This window comes from Patiriisocius sp. Uisw_047 (assembly GCF_047730165.1).
Lineage (GTDB): Bacteria > Bacteroidota > Bacteroidia > Flavobacteriales > Flavobacteriaceae > Patiriisocius.
On the sequence record NZ_CP159834.1, the window covers coordinates 1,196,642 to 1,212,046 of the forward strand.

Genomic DNA, 15,405 nt, shown 5'->3' on the forward strand with positions numbered 1-15,405 from the left:
AAGCGGAGTAATTATTCTTTATTCCTCATCCCAAGTGCAATCTTTATTCTTAGCTTGACTGCGTAAGGAGGTAATCATTATGCGATGGATGCTTTAAATGCACACGCGAGCTACTATTCATTGAAACCTATTTCTATTGATAAGTTGATTGAAGCCGTCGAATACGTGACAGAAATCAAGCAAAAAGAAAATACACTTCAAGACAGAGTATTAAAGCCTAGGCAACTAAAAGTTGCGGGAAAAATAACCATCCCAGTACAAAGTGGCTTTGAAGTACTGGAAGTAGTAAACATCTTGTATTGTCAAGTAGATGACAATTAGACTAATATCTTTTTAACAGACGGTAAAAAACTAGTCAGTAAAACCCTCAAGTATTCTGAAGAAATATTAAAACCTTCAGGCCTCGTGCGTGTGCATAAAACTTACTTAGTAAATGTGAACGTAATATTAGAATATAGAAAAGGCAAAAGCGGGAGTGTGGCACTCTCCAAAGGAAAAGAAGTCATAGTGAGTCCTTCTAAGAAAAAAGATTTATTGTCTTATTTTGCTTAGAAGTCCCCTAATCTTATAGTAATATTAGCTTTGTACTCCTCTAGTAACTTGCTCAAAGTGGCTGTGTCACTATTTGTTAAAAATTCTAACTCAGGTTTGCTTTCAGAAATATTTAAAAGATCATTTTTTTCCAGTAGTGATTTGGTCTGTCTTGCTACGGCCGCACCAGAATCGATAATAGTTATGTTGTCTGGTAGTATGGTTAGTAATTTTGGGATGAGGTATGGATAATGGCTACATCCTAAAACAAGATAATCTACAGAAGCCGCAACCATCGGTTTTGTGTATTTAAAAAGAAGCGCTGTTAATTCTGGAGTATTTAATTTACCATTCTCAATAAGAGGCACCAGTCCTTCCCCAATAATCTCTACTACGGAAATATCTTTGGTGAACTCGGCTGCTGCTTTATGAAAGAGGGCGCTGCTCAGGGTTCCTTTGGTTGCAAGAATGCCAATGCTTCCGGTCTTTGTTTGCAAGGCAGCGGGCTTAATAGCTGGCTCAATACCAATAATAGGAACATCAAATTTTTCTCGGAGAATTGAAATCGCATTTGTGGTAGCCGTGTTACAAGCAACAACAATCATTTTACATTTTCTTTTTATTAAGAACTCAGTGTTCTTTATGCTGAGTGCTATTATTTCATCTTCAGACTTCGTGCCATAAGGGGCGTGTTTACTATCTGCTAGATACAGGGTGTTTTCATAGGGTAGGAGTGCGTGAATTTCTTTCCAGATGGAAGTGCCGCCTACGCCAGAATCAAAAAGTCCTATGGGTTTTGTTTGTAACATTTCAGCAAAGATACGTAGAAGTACGACTACAATACACCGGTCTAATGAAGCATAGATTTACTTTGTTTTGTTTTGTTTTGTGTTGGTGGTTGCGGTCGCAATTTGAAGTGAGGAATTTTAATTTACAAATGAGGTTTCTAGTGAGAGAGAACTTAATATAGGAGCGAGAGGCCCGGCAATGGGGAGCGCCTAAACGAAAATATATAATTTTAATATTCCTAAAATAATTGCATTAAAAAAGCCCGCTGAATAAGCGAGCTTTTAATTGGTTTAGAAAATAAGATTACATTCCTAATTCTTTTTTTACGTCTGCTAGAAGGTCTTTACCATCCGCAAGGATTACTCCGTTACCTGTTGCAGAATCAAGAACATATTGAATACCTTGAGCTCTTGCTACTTTTTGGATCGCTGTACGAGCTTTCTCAAGAATAGGCTGAAAGATGTCAACTTCTTTTTGTTGAAGATCTTTTAAAGCTTGTTGTCTGTATGCTTGTATGTTGTTCTGCATTCCTTGAACTTCTTGGATACGTTTTGCGTTTTCCTCTTCTGTTTTAGTAGACGCTTCACCGTCATACTGCTTGATTTTAGTTTCAAGCTCCTTAGCCATAGCTTTAATCTCTGTATCGTATGTCTTCTGTAGTTTTTCAAGTTGACTCTGAGCGCTTTTCATTTCTGGCATCGCCTCGACAAGTGCTTGGGTATCGATGTGTGCCATTTTTTCTTGTGCAGTTACAAAACTTGTTGAACTTGCAAAAAGTACTATGGCAATCAATAATAGTCTAAAGTGTTTCATTGTATTCAAATTTAAAATTAAGTGTTATTTATTTAGGATTTGTATTTCTATTTTCTTCCACCATCTCCGCCATCATCATCATCTGAATCCTCACCAACTGGAGGTCCGGGAGGAGGTGTTCCGCCATTACGGGCATTTAAGATAGAATCTTTTCTTTGCTGACGTTCTTCTAATAGTCTTGCTCTTTTTGCATCAAAGACTGCCTTTTTAGCCGCTCTTATAGAATCGCGTTCTTGTTGTCTCTTTTCTAATAAAGACATACGTTCATCTTTTTTTGCTTCTGCTGCAGTATCACGCTCTGTAACCTCTTTATCTTCATCCATAGAAAGCGCGTCGCGTTTCTCTATAGAATCTTTATCTTTTTTTGAAGTCGCTTGTGTACGCTTTGCCGCTCTATTGATACTTCTTAAAACAATGTCACTAATGTCATTACGTTCTGCTGCAAAGAGCATCACTACGTCTGCAGATTTATCAAATATAAAATCATATTTTTTATTTACGGCAACTTCTTGGACGATATTAAATACCTGATCTTGGATAGGCTGTATTAATTGTCTTTTCTGGATTAATAAATCTCCACGTGGACCAAAACGTGCTTGTTGATAATCCAACATCTCGTCTTCTTTAAACTTAATCTCCTCGTCTCGTTCGTCTATAAGTTCTTTAGTCAATAATACACGCTCATTTGCAAGATCTAATTTCATCTGGTCGATCTCTTTTTGCATCTTATCGATGTCCTTCTTCCAGCGTTGTACTTTGCCTTCTAGTTGTGTTTGTGCTTCTTGATATTCTGGGACACTCTCAAGAATATATTCCATATCAATATAGCCGATACGAACGCCTCTTTGCGCTTGTGCAATAAAAGTGATGCTTAAGAAAGCAACTGCCAGAAAAAATAGTTTGTTAAACTTCATAACTTAATGATTGTTTAGAAAATATCGTGCCAAAATTAAAATTGCTGCCCAATGATAAAGTGTGTTTGCCATCCGTTACGCTCATTTCCTCCTAAAATAGGATCAAAACCATAACCAAAATCAACACCCAATAAACCAAATGCAGGCATAAATATACGCAATCCTGCGCCAGCAGAACGCTTAATGCTGAAAGGATTATATTCCCTAAAGCCATCATACGCTGCCCCTCCTTCCACAAAACCAAGCGCATAAATAGATGCAAGTTGCTTCAATGTAATAGGATATCTTACTTCTAACGAAAATTTATTGAAAACCGTATTTCCATCAGTAGAAGAAAGTGATTGATTAGGGTACCCTCTTAGTTGTACCACCTCACGTCCATCTAGACTAAATGATCCAAGGCCATCTCCACCTACAAAGAAACGTTCAAAAGGTACTGTTCCTCTATCTTGATTGTAAGCCCCTAAGAATCCAAATTCAGCTTGACTACGAAGTACTAATTTGTCAACGATGTTGGTATACCAGGTTCCTTTAAACTTCACTTTATAATATTCTAACCACTTAAAACGCTCTTGGTCAATTTTTGCTTGATCTGCATCACCGTTTGCATTCTGAAATTCAGGTTGCTCGCCTAAATTTCCGTAATCTGTTTTGCTAAACAAAGAAAAAGGCGGTGTCAACTTTGCTGTTACACTAAATTCTGATCCCGAAACTGGATACACAGGGTTTGTTGCTGTGTTGTTTCTGCTTAGGCCTATCGTGTATGCAAGGTTGTTTGAAAAGCCGTCTCCAAATGTGAATAAAGGAGTATTATAATTTTTTAAGTTGTAGTGCTGAAAACTTACTGCTTGTGATAAGGTAAAGTAATCATCTGGCCATTTTAGTCTTTTTGCGATACCAACAGACCCTCCTGTAATTAAGAATTTTCTGTCTTTATCGACATCTCTTGATCTAAAATCATAAAAGTATTGAACCGTGTGCGAGAATGAAGTGCTTAATTGTACTGGCTTCTTACCGCCTAACCAAGGTTCTACTAAAGATAAACTATAGGTTGAATAAAAACTACTTGCTTGTGCACGTAAGGATAGTTTTTGACCATCTCCCATAGGGATTGGTTTATAAGCCTCCTTGTTGAAGATATTCCGAAGCGAGAAATTGTTGAATGACAATCCTAGTGTACCAACGAATCCACCCCCACCATAACCTCCTTGTAATTCAATTTGACTAGATCCTTTTTCGACTACTGAATACTCCATATCCAATGTTCCATTATTAGGATCTACATTTTTGAAATTTGGTGATAATTGCTCTGCGTCAAAATAACCTAACTGGCCAAGTTCTCTTATCGTTCGCACTACATTACGCTTGCTATATTTTTGTCCTGGACGTGTGCGTAATTCTCTGTAGATTACGTGATCATTGGTTTTTGTATTCCCTACGATATTCACTTGATCAAAATACGCAACCTTCCCTTCTCTGATACGTATTTCAAAATCGATGGTGTCGTTACGTATCGCAACTTCTACCGGATTGATGTTAGAAAATAGGTATCCGTTGTTCTGATATAAGTTGGTTAAATCATTTGCTTCAGGATCAGAATCATCTGTGATGCGTTCTTGTAGCAACACACCGTTATAGGTTTCTCCTTTTTTGATTCCCATTACTTGCCGTAGTTGGGCGTCCGTATATACGCTATTTCCTAAGAAACGAATGTCACCAAAGTAATACTTACGTCCTTCTTCAACTTCTAGATTAAGCGCCACATTTTTCTCGTCAATAACACTAAGCGTATCGCTAGTAATACGGGCATCTCTGAAGCCGTTTGATTTATACTTTGCAATTACAGTCTCTTTATCTTCTTTAAAACCTTCTTCGGAAAACTTACTCCTTTTAAAAATGTTAATTGGGTTTTTCTGCTTCACGTTTTTCATTGCGCCACGCAATTGTTTGTTTGAGAGCGCTTCGTTATTCTCAAAAACTATACTTTTTACTTTTACGCGTTCTCCTTTATTAATGAGAACTTTCATGTCCTCGCCAATAGCAGTGCCAGTAGAGTCTATGGCTGGTCGGGTACTAATAATCACAGTAGTGTTAAGAAAACCATCTTTTCTATACTTGTTTGTGATGTAGTTTTTTGTGGTGGTAATTAAGTTCTTAGTGATTTTCGTTCCTTTCTTAAGTCCGTTATCTTCCTTAAGCTGTTTTACCTTCCCTTTTTTTACTCCTTCAAAAGTGACGATATTAAGTTTTGGTAATTCAACGATGTAAAGCTCCAAGTCTATCTCATTTCCGTCGATATTAGTCACATAAAAAGCGATGTCACTAAATAGGTTTTGCTCCCATAGCTTTTTAGTTACTTGACTTAGCTTTTCTCCGGGGATATATAACTTATCTCCCTTTTTAAGCCCAGCAAATGCAATGACCGTTTGCTCGTTAAAGTTTTGAGCACCAGTTACAGTAATCTCGTTAAGGGTGTATAGTTGGGCGCTGTTAAGGTCATTTTCCTGAGCGTTAGTGCTTAGGGAAAAAAACAGTGCAATTAATGCGGTATATAAAAACGTCTTAAAAGTATGCAATCCTGCTCTTGTATTAAAGTTGTTCGCTTGTCTTTCCAAATCTTCTTTCTCTGTTTTGATAATTTAAAATTGCCTCAAAAAGATGTTTTTTAGTAAAATCAGGCCATAACGTATCTGTAAAGGATAGTTCTGCATAGGCAATTTGCCATAATAAAAAATTACTAATTCGTTGCTCTCCGCTCGTACGTATTAATAAATCTACATCTGGCAAGTTATTGGTATACAGATGCTCGTTTACTAAACGCTCATCAATATCAAGCGGCGAAATTAGGTTATTTTTCACTTTAAGACTAATCTCACGAATAGTTTTTGTGATTTCTTCACGCGCTCCGTAACTCAATGCTAATGTAAGGGTCATCCTCTTATTTTGCTTGGTCTTACTTATTACATCAAGGAGTTCTTTTTGTGCTTTTTTAGGTAATGATTCTAGATTGCCAATGGCATTCAATTTAATATCATTATCCTGCAAAGTTTTGATCTCCTTCTTAAGAGAAGACACTAAAAGTTTCATCAGCGTTTCAACTTCTAACTTTGGTCGGTTCCAATTTTCTGTAGAGAAGGCATAGAGCGTGAGAAAAGGGATATTTATTTTTGCGCAGGCTTCAACGATTTCACGAACTGCCTTCGAGCCTTTTTTATGTCCTATGGCGCGCAAGTAGCCGTGTTTTTTTGCCCATCGACCGTTGCCATCCATAATAATAGCAATATGCTGTGGAAGCTTTTTGTCCTCTATCTGAGATTGTAAATCCATTAAAAATTACAGTAACAAGGTTGTCGACCAAAGGTAAAGGTAAATGTGATACCAGTAAAGACATACCAGTCATTGTTATTAGTATCACCAAATTGCCTTTCTTGAAAATCGTTATTGGGGGAAACACTACCATCTAAAGAATCACTGAAGGTATAGCGTGCGCCTATTTCAAAAGCAAAAACAGCATCTGTGCTAACACTAGATTTAAAACCTATAACCATAGGGATGGCAATAGCTCCTGTTGTATCATATTTTAAAATGGTGCCAGTAGCTGGGCGCAATTCTAATGCGTCGTATAATAAATATGTGAACCCAGTATATAAATAAGGGGTGCTGGCGCGATTGCCATTATAGTTATTAAAATCCCAGAAGGTGTACTCAATACCAGCAGATAGCTCTGTCAAGTTGTTCTCAAAAGTATATCCGCGCTGTTGTCTTCTTGATTCGTGAGAATTTGAATCGTCACCTACGAGTTTGGTCACAATCACAGAAGCTCTAAACGAATGTCTTGGGCTTCGGTTCCATTTTGCTATTCCGCCAATGGCTAGGGTGTTGGGTGAAACATAATTACTTTTACCTACATCGCCAATAAAATTAGCGCCACCCAAGTAGCCGCCTATTTCATAGGTTTGACCTAGCGTGCTAAATGCAATTAATACTATAAATATGCTTGCTATTAAATACTTCATTTTTCTATAAAAATTTGCAAATATACATAAGAAGTAATTTATCCCTTTTCTTTTGCTCTCACAAAAGCAGAAATTATTGGCTCCAAACAAAAAGGTTAAACTTCTTCTAATTAAAACCGTGTCTAACACCTTTGGTGTGATACCAGTTTTACCTAGTTGATTAACAAATTTTAGAGGAATTTATTGCTCAGTTGCGTTTGTCTTCACCCCAAAGTAATTTTTCGCGAAGGGTCTTGATAAAACTTTCATCGGTAAGTTGGACGAGTTTTATAGTAAACGGAGCTTTTTTAATACGGAGTATCGTGTCTATTTGTAGGGTGATAATTCGAGAATCTAAAGAAACCAAAAACTCATCTTCCCTTCCAGATACAGAAAGCGTGATCTTACAGTCATCTGGTAAAACTAATGGGCGAGCACTTAAATTATGTGGCGCAATAGGTGTCAAGACAATGTTACTTGTTGAGGGGTCTATCACTGGCCCTCCGCAGCTTAAAGAGTAACCGGTAGATCCAGTAGGGGTGGCAACGATTAGGCCGTCAGAAAAATAGGTAGTCAGATATTTTCCATTCACCTGCGTATCTACTTTAATCATACTGGTAGTGTTCTTTCTATTTACAGCCACCTCATTAAGCGCAAAATTAAGCTTTGTAATATTTTCTTGAGACGGTGTCGTTTCTATGCTGAGTAAGCTCCGTTCAGAAATAGAATAATCACCATCAATTATTCTTGCAATACTTTTTGAAATGTGCTCTTTTTGAATTGTAGCTAAGAATCCTAAACGTCCTGTGTTGATTCCTGCTATGGGGATACCTAAGTCACTAACATAAGTGATGGACTTTAAGATAGTCCCGTCTCCACCTACACTGATGAAAAGGTCGTATGATTTATCTATGGACGTAAAAGTGGGTAGATCGCCAAGCGATTTATCCAGTTCTTTTTCGACCAGTTTTTTGTAATTTTCTTCAATAACAAGGATGCTATTTTTTTTCTGAAATGCCTTAATAATGGTCAGCACATGTGCCCCACTGTTTTTATGGTAAAACTGACCGTATATCGCTACTTTCATCGCTTAGATGTTAAGATATCTATCTAGATAGTTAGATCGTTCTTTTAGATTTTCGAGTAATAAATCTTCGTCGTGGCTTGAGATAATAGTGTAATCGTATCTTCTAAAAGCCTGCACAATCTCATTCATTCCTTGATGTCCTATTTTAATAGTCGCCTGCATATTATCGCTATCTAGGTGCGATATAAAAACACCTAAAATTTTTGCGTCGTTAGATTCTACAATCTGGCATATTTCACTAAAAGAATAATCGCGTACCCCTTTTTCAACCACAATGATTCCGCCGGCTTCATTTAAAAACGGAGTGTTATTGAAAATCCCGATGATATCACTTAATTCATAATACCCTTGATAGTTATTTTTCTGGTCGAGGACAGGCATCACATTTGTATTATTCTGTCCAAACGCCTCTAGAATATCTAACCAGTTTGTGTCAAGTCTTACAAAAAACGGTTCTATAGCATACAAGTAGTCTTCAATTTTTTTATCTGATTCAAAGCAGTGCACATCTGTGTTACTTATGCAGCCTTCAAAAACACCATCTTTGGTAATAGGAAAGTGAGTATATGTGAGCTGATTAAAAGCAGACTGCAGTTCTTTAACACTTTTTTCTGAAGCGAAAGGGAGAACATCGTTTAATATGTAGGGATGTGTGTTCACAAATTATTTTTATGCAAAATACTTAAATAAAGCCTATAGCCGAAAACAAGCTTTGTATTTTTGTAGATTAATTAATAAAGATATGACAAAGTTAAGTGTAAATATCAACAAACTTGCCACACTTCGTAATGCTCGCGGCGGAAATGTGCCAGATTTGCTTAAAGCGGCTAGCGATATTGAATCGTTTGGGGCGCAAGGAATCACGATTCACCCAAGACCCGACGAAAGACATATTAGGTATCAAGACGCGAGAGACTTAAAGAATATAGTCAAAACAGAATATAATATTGAAGGCAATCCAATAAAGTCATTTATGGATTTGGTGCTTTCTATTAAGCCTACACAAGTGACATTAGTGCCAGATAGTTTCGCTGTGCTCACTTCTAATGCTGGTTGGGACACCATCAAGAACAGGGCTTTCTTAACCGAAATTATCACAGAGTTTAAAAGAAATGGGATACGAACTTCCATTTTTGTAGATCCTGTTATATCTATAATTGAGGGAGCAGCTGCAGTAGGAACGGATAGAGTAGAACTTTATACAGAAGATTTTGCTGTAGGATATGCTAAAGGGGATACTGCGTCTATACAGCCATACGTAGATTGTGCAGCAAAAGCAAGTGAGTTGGGTTTAGGAGTTAATGCTGGTCACGATTTATCTTTAGACAATATTGCTTTTTTTAAAAATAACGTGCCTCATCTTGCTGAGGTGAGTATTGGTCACGCTTTAATTAGTGAGGCTCTCTATCAAGGACTAGCCCCGGTGATTAAGCAATATTTACAAAAACTACAGTAGATGTTATTGCATTCAAAAATAATAGGAACGGGCAAGCCTCTTGTCATATTGCACGGCTTTTTGGGTTCAGGTGATAATTGGAAAACACTGGGAAATAAGTTTGCAGAAGATGGTTTTCAAGTACATCTCGTAGACCAACGTAACCACGGAAAGAGTTTTCATAGTGACGATTGGAGTTATGAAATAATGGTGGCTGACTTAAAAGCGTACTGTGATCATTTTAAATTAGAATCTATTGACCTATTAGGTCATTCTATGGGTGGAAAAACCGCCATGGCTTTTGCGGTTGCGTTTCCAGAGATGCTTCATAAATTAGTCATCGCAGACATAGGCCCAAAAGCATATCCATCACACCATCAAGATATCTTAAAAGCCCTAGGTTCACTAGACTTTAACGTTCTGAAAACCCGTGGGGAAGCAGATGCTATTTTAGGTGGCTATATTAAGGACATTGGAACGCGACAGTTTTTACTGAAAAACCTCTATTGGGAAACTAAAGGAAGGCTGGGTTTAAGAATAAATTTTGGTGTCTTGACGGAGAAAATTTCGGAAGTGGGGAAAGCATTAGTAAAAGATGCTGTGTTTAAAGGAGAAAGTCTGTTTGTGCGAGGAGAACTATCGGGTTATATCGAACCTCTAGACGAAATGGGAATACAAAGACAATTCCCGAAGGCAAAAATAGCGACTGTTAAGAATGCCGGCCATTGGCTACACGCTGAGAATCCTATAATTTTTTATGATATTGTGATTAATTTTTTATAATATTGCTAGGTTCATTTTATTGTATACTTAAATACTATGAAAATTATTAATAACAAATTTTTTAATCAAACTATTTTATTATGAAGAAATTATTATTTCTTGCCGTATTTGCACTTGCCTCTGCAGTGATGTATGCCGGTGGATATAGAGTAAGTCTACAAGGGAACAAGTCGCTTGCCATGGGACATACAGGTGTTGCTGTTGTAAACAGTGCAGAACTTATGTTTCACAACCCAGCTGGATTAGTGTATCTTGAGAATAAACTAAATATCTCTGTTGGAGGTTTTGGTGTACTTTCTAATATTGCGTTTCAAAATGAAATGACTGGAGCCACTGAGAGAACAGATAGTGGTGTTGGTACCCCATTTTATGCATATGTTTCTTACCAGGCTACGGATTGGCTATCACTAGGATTAGGGGTTTACACTCCATACGGTAGTGGGGTAACTTATGAAGATGACTGGGCTGGTTCGCACTTGATAAATAATATTGATCTTGCTGCGATTTACGTACAAGGTTCTGCTGCTTTTAAAATCAATGAATTTCTTAGTGTAAGTGGTGGTTTTATCTATGTAACGGGTAGCGTTAACTTTAATAGAAATCTTTCACGTTCTTTAGCAGATCTTGAAGGAAACCGTTCTGAGGTTACTATCGATGCTTCTGGCGTTTCTAATACAGGATGGACTGTTAGTGCTATGTTTAATGTTTCTGAGAAATTTAGATTAGGTGCAACGTACCGTTCACTAATTCGCCTTGAAGCTGATGAAGCTACAGCGACGTTTGATAATATTCCTAATTCACCAGGGACTCCTTTTGCAGATACAAATGCATCTGCAGAATTACCATTACCAGCAGAGATGACGGTAGGACTTTCTTATGAGTTTTGTGACAAATGGTTATTTGCTTTTGATTTAAACACAACATTCTGGGGAGTATATGAGTCTTTAGATATTGATTTTGAAAATCCTGCGATTCCAGATTCTTTTAATGCTCGTAACTACAAGAATTCAATAAACGCGCGTTTTGGTTTACAATACGAAGCATCAGATAAGTTTACCTTAAGAGGTGGATATTATTATGATCAGTCTCCGGTGCAGGCTGGATACTTTGCACCAGAAACACCACGTAATGATTCTAACAACTATACGGCAGGACTCTCTTTTAAAGTGAACGAACGCTTAGATATTGATGCTTCTTTTTTATATGTTCATTCTATAGAGGTTGATGCCTCTTATGATTACTATTTTGAGAGTGGCGTTGCTGCTCCTTTTGCAGGAACATATAAAACAAATGCATTCGTACCAGGATTAGGTGTGACTTACAAACTTTAATTTAAAACACTATTTTCAAGATGAAAAATTATATAAAAATAACAGCAGCAGTAGTAGCCTTAGGGTTTATTAGCTGTGACCCAGAATTTGAAAGTTCTGTGGAAGATGCTGGATTCTATGAGTCTGGAACTGCAGATTTTAGCAACTATGTAGCAGTTGGAAATTCTCTAACGGCTGGATATGCAGATGGAGCTTTATATATCACAGGACAAGAAAATTCTTATCCTAATATTATGGCTAGCCAATTTGCATTTGTTGAAGGTGGTGAATTTACACAACCTTTAGTTGATGATAATCTTGGTGGTTTATTGTTAGGTGGAACCCAAATTGCACAAAACAGATTTGTATTATCTTTTGATGCAGAAGGAAATCCTGGACCTGTGCGATTAGAAGGAACACCTACTACAGATGTTGCTACAAGCGCAACGGGACCTTTTAATAACATGGGAGTTCCTGGAGCAAAAAGTTTTCATTTAGTAGCACCTGGATATGGTAATGCCGCTGGTGTACCTTCTGGTGCAGCTAACCCATACTTTGCACGTTTTGCAACGTCTCCAACGACTACAGTGTTAGCAGATGCGGTATCTTTAAGTCCTACCTTCTTTTCTTTATGGATAGGGAATAACGATATTTTATCTTTTGCAACTTCTGGAGGTTCTGGAGTAGATCAACTAGGTAACTTAGATCCTTCTACGTATGGACCTAATGATATTACAGACCCAAATGTATTTGCTTCTGTATATAGCGCACAAGTTGCTGCTTTAACTAGTGGTGGTGCTAAAGGGGTTTTAATTAACATCGCAGATGTTACATCTATTCCTTACTTTACTACAGTGCCATTTGCACCATTGAGCCCATTAGACCCTAACTTTGGACCACAAATACCAGCACTAAATCAAACTTTTGGTTTGTTAAACCAAGCTTTTGGAGTGTTAGGTGTTCCAGAACGTGCTATCGTATTTTCTGAAACAGCTGCAAGTCCAGTGGTTATTTTTGATGAAGACTTAGCAAATATCTCTGAAAACCTTACCGCTGTTTTAATTGGTGGTGGTTTAGACGCAGCAACGGCGACTATATATGGTTTGCAATACGGACAAGCTAGACAAGCTACAGCGGCAGATTTATTAGTATTAACTAGTAGTGGTGTAATTGGTCAAGTTAACACAGACAGATTTGCTACTTTAGTTGGTCTTGGTTTACCAGAATCGGCAGCCGGACAGCTTTCTGTAAACGGTGTTACATACCCTATGGAAGACCAATTTGTATTAACAGACTCAGAACAACTATTAGTTGCTAATGCTGCTGCAGCATACAATACTGTTATTGAAGGTTTAGCCGCGGCTAATGACCTTGCTTTTGCAGATGTAAAAGCTTCTTTAGCAGAAGTTGCTGCGACAGGAGTTGCATTTAACGGTGGTGTTTTAACGTCGCAGTTTGTAACGGGTGGTTCATTCTCTCTTGATGGTGTTCATCCATCGCCTAGAGGATATGCATATACAGCAAACGTAATTATTGCAGCAATTAATGCGCAATATGGTGCTACGATACCTACAGTAGATGTAGGAAATTATGCAACAGTGACGCTAGCAAATAACTAGTAAAAAAGTTTAATAATTTATTAAGAGCCGTTTTCTGCAAAGAGAACGGCTCTTTTTTTATCTTTATACTTCTGAAATATTAAAAGTATGAAAACTATCATTAGAGTATTGTTAACTGCTCTTGCTGTAGTGCTGTTAGCAAAACTACTTCCGGGAGTAGCTGTAGATGGCTATGTTTCAGCTATTGTCGTAGCTGTGGTCCTTGCGTTACTTTGTTTTATCGTAAAGCCTGTTTTAGTGATTCTAACCATCCCAATTACTATTCTTACACTTGGGTTATTTCTACTAGTGATCAATGCAGTTATTATCTTACTAGCAGACTATTTAATAGGAGATTTTGCAGTAGATGGATTCTGGTGGGCACTTATATTTAGTTTGCTCCTTTCGTTTGTGCAGTCTATTCTCTTTTCAATATTTGATAAGGAGAAGTAATCAAAAAGTTCAGAAACTTAGCGTATCCAAAGAAAGCTGTTTGGGTTTTTAACGCTTAACACTGGCCTTGGTTTTTGATATATGGTGCTATTTAATAGATTGTTATCCTCTTTATAGAATCAAAACTATTGCGATTAGGTGTTATGTTATCTTAGTTCTTCTTTAGAACACGCGTGGCAATCTATGGGGCAGATTTACAATTATTTTATTTTTGAATTAAATTAACAGCTTAAATTACAGTGGCTAAACGTATTGTACGTGCGATAAAAATCGCTATTTTTGCAGTCCGAAATTTAGATGAAAAAAATGAATATTACTAAGAAAGAAATAGACAGTCTAAACGCTGTATTAACAGTTGAGGTAAAGAAAGAAGACTATACTGATAAAGTGCAGGGCATCTTAAATAACTACCGTAAAACAGCTTCGATTCCTGGTTTTAGAAAAGGACATATCCCAATGGGAATGGTCAAAAAACAATATGGTAAAGCCGTGTTGCTAGAAGAGGTGAACAAAGTGCTTCAAGAAAATTTACATAAATACCTTGCCGAAGAAAAACTAAACGTTTTAGGGAATCCACTTCCTAAAAATGATAACGAAATAGACTGGGAAGGTGAAGATTTTACTTTTGAGTTTGACTTAGGGCTATCGCCAGTATTTAAGATAGATGTTACTAAAAAAGCAGTGACGCAATACAAGGTAGTAGCAGATGCAAAGATGCTAAACAACCAGGTAAAGACGATTCGTAAGCAATACGGAAAATTGACGAATAAGGCCGTCGTTGCCAAGGGTCACGAGATTACTGGAACTTTCAAAAATGAAGAAGCTGGAATCGATAAAAAATCTACAATTGAAGTAGATGCCTTAAAAGGTAAAACACAAACAAAGGCACTTATTGGTGCTAAAGTGGGTGATATAGTAACACTTAAAACAAAAGGATTATTTGCTGAGGATCAGGACAACCAGCGTCATTTAGGTGTTGAGCCAGACGCTGCTAAAGGTCTTAATGTCGAGGTAGTGTTTACTGTAGAAGAAATTAACACGCGCGAGATGGCAGATTTAAACAAAGAATTGTTTGATAAGCTTTTTGGTGAGGGTGTTGTTACTTCAGAGAAAGAATTGAAGGAGAAAATCAAGCAGGATGCAGAAGGACAGTTTATGCAGCAGAGCGACCAAAAGTTATTAAACGATGTAGTAGATTCACTTATTGAAAATACAAAGTTTGACCTTCCGGCAGCATTTCTACAGAAATGGATTCAAGTTTCTGGAGAGAAAGTAATGACAGAAGAAGAAGCGAAGGCAGAATACGAGCGCAGCGAGAAAGGGCTTCGTTACCAATTGATAGAGGGAAAGCTTAGGGCAGAGAACAATCTACAAGTCTCTTTTGAAGAACTTAAAGACTATAGCAAAGCGATGATTAAGCAGCAGATGTTGCAGTTTGGACAAAGCGATCCCGCTGATGAAGAACTTGACAATATTGCTGCAAGAATAATGAGCAATCAAGAAGAAGTGAAGCGCATGAGCGAGCAATTAGGTACAGATAAACTACTTACTTACTTTAAGGAGAATGCTAAGCTAAAAACAAAAGAGGTTTCTTACGATACATTTATAAAAGAAGCCTACGCATAACCCATTAAAAAATGGGTATCTTTAAGGCGTTATATGGAAGCATATAACGCCTTATTAATTATAAGAGAAAA

14 protein-coding genes and 1 pseudogene are annotated in these 15,405 nt (G+C 37.3%); 7 read left to right on the forward strand and 8 right to left on the reverse strand.

The features are described from left to right. Positions 1 to 72: 72 nt before the first annotated feature. Positions 73 to 552, forward strand: a pseudogene (locus ABXT71_RS05290) (LytR/AlgR family response regulator transcription factor); the annotation flags it as partial. Here ABXT71_RS05290 and murI read toward each other — a convergent pair. The 8 genes from murI to ABXT71_RS05330 form a co-directional block, all read right to left on the reverse strand. Continuing rightward, the gene (gene murI, locus ABXT71_RS05295; protein WP_415372807.1) at positions 549 to 1,340 is read right to left on the reverse strand and encodes a glutamate racemase; all 792 of its coding nucleotides are present in this window, start codon (positions 1,338 to 1,340) and stop codon (positions 549 to 551) included. The pseudogene ABXT71_RS05290 and the gene murI overlap by 4 nt on opposite strands. Before the next feature lie 283 nt (positions 1,341 to 1,623). Next, positions 1,624 to 2,133 carry an OmpH family outer membrane protein gene (locus tag ABXT71_RS05300; protein ID WP_415372808.1) on the reverse strand — a complete coding sequence of 170 codons (510 nt, stop codon included), beginning with the start codon at positions 2,131 to 2,133 and terminating at the stop codon, positions 1,624 to 1,626. Between the two features lie 47 nt (positions 2,134 to 2,180). Further along, positions 2,181 to 3,047 (reverse strand): OmpH family outer membrane protein, encoded by an 867-nt coding sequence (locus ABXT71_RS05305; RefSeq protein WP_415372809.1) that lies wholly within the window; start codon positions 3,045 to 3,047, stop codon positions 2,181 to 2,183. 35 nt (positions 3,048 to 3,082) lie between these two features. Next, positions 3,083 to 5,662, reverse strand: coding sequence for an outer membrane protein assembly factor (locus ABXT71_RS05310; protein WP_415372810.1), 2,580 nt, complete (start codon positions 5,660 to 5,662; stop codon positions 3,083 to 3,085). Continuing rightward, positions 5,637 to 6,374, reverse strand: coding sequence for an isoprenyl transferase (locus ABXT71_RS05315; protein ID WP_415372811.1), 738 nt, complete (start codon positions 6,372 to 6,374; stop codon positions 5,637 to 5,639). The genes ABXT71_RS05310 and ABXT71_RS05315 overlap by 26 nt, the downstream gene beginning before the upstream one ends. Next, on the reverse strand, positions 6,374 to 7,063 hold the full coding sequence (locus ABXT71_RS05320) for a DUF6089 family protein (RefSeq protein ID WP_415372812.1): 690 nt from the start codon (positions 7,061 to 7,063) through the stop codon (positions 6,374 to 6,376). The genes ABXT71_RS05315 and ABXT71_RS05320 overlap by 1 nt, the downstream gene beginning before the upstream one ends. 187 nt (positions 7,064 to 7,250) lie before the next feature. Beyond that, the gene (locus ABXT71_RS05325; protein WP_415372813.1) at positions 7,251 to 8,129 is read right to left on the reverse strand and encodes an NAD kinase; all 879 of its coding nucleotides are present in this window, start codon (positions 8,127 to 8,129) and stop codon (positions 7,251 to 7,253) included. Positions 8,130 to 8,132: 3 nt separating this feature from the next. Further along, positions 8,133 to 8,789: a CBS domain-containing protein gene (locus ABXT71_RS05330; RefSeq protein ID WP_415372814.1), complete on the reverse strand. Its 657-nt coding sequence runs from the start codon at positions 8,787 to 8,789 to the stop codon at positions 8,133 to 8,135. Positions 8,790 to 8,871: 82 nt separating this feature from the next. Here ABXT71_RS05330 and ABXT71_RS05335 point away from each other — a divergent pair, with 82 nt between their 5' ends. From ABXT71_RS05335 to tig, 6 genes are all read left to right on the forward strand, one after another. Beyond that, positions 8,872 to 9,585, forward strand: a complete 714-nt coding sequence (locus tag ABXT71_RS05335; protein ID WP_415372815.1) for a pyridoxine 5'-phosphate synthase — start codon at positions 8,872 to 8,874, stop codon at positions 9,583 to 9,585. Next, on the forward strand, positions 9,586 to 10,347 hold the full coding sequence (locus ABXT71_RS05340) for an alpha/beta fold hydrolase (protein WP_415372816.1): 762 nt from the start codon (positions 9,586 to 9,588) through the stop codon (positions 10,345 to 10,347). Positions 10,348 to 10,427: 80 nt separating this feature from the next. Then, positions 10,428 to 11,678 carry an OmpP1/FadL family transporter gene (locus ABXT71_RS05345; RefSeq protein ID WP_415372817.1) on the forward strand — a complete coding sequence of 417 codons (1,251 nt, stop codon included), beginning with the start codon at positions 10,428 to 10,430 and terminating at the stop codon, positions 11,676 to 11,678. A gap of 20 nt (positions 11,679 to 11,698) precedes the next feature. Next, positions 11,699 to 13,276 (forward strand): G-D-S-L family lipolytic protein, encoded by a 1,578-nt coding sequence (locus ABXT71_RS05350; RefSeq protein WP_415372818.1) that lies wholly within the window; start codon positions 11,699 to 11,701, stop codon positions 13,274 to 13,276. An 87-nt stretch (positions 13,277 to 13,363) separates the two neighbouring features. Next, positions 13,364 to 13,708: a phage holin family protein gene (locus ABXT71_RS05355; RefSeq protein ID WP_415372819.1), complete on the forward strand. Its 345-nt coding sequence runs from the start codon at positions 13,364 to 13,366 to the stop codon at positions 13,706 to 13,708. Between the two features lie 306 nt (positions 13,709 to 14,014). Further along, complete coding sequence (gene tig, locus ABXT71_RS05360) at positions 14,015 to 15,334, forward strand: trigger factor (RefSeq protein ID WP_415372820.1); 1,320 nt, start codon at positions 14,015 to 14,017, stop codon at positions 15,332 to 15,334. Positions 15,335 to 15,405 lie beyond the last annotated feature (71 nt).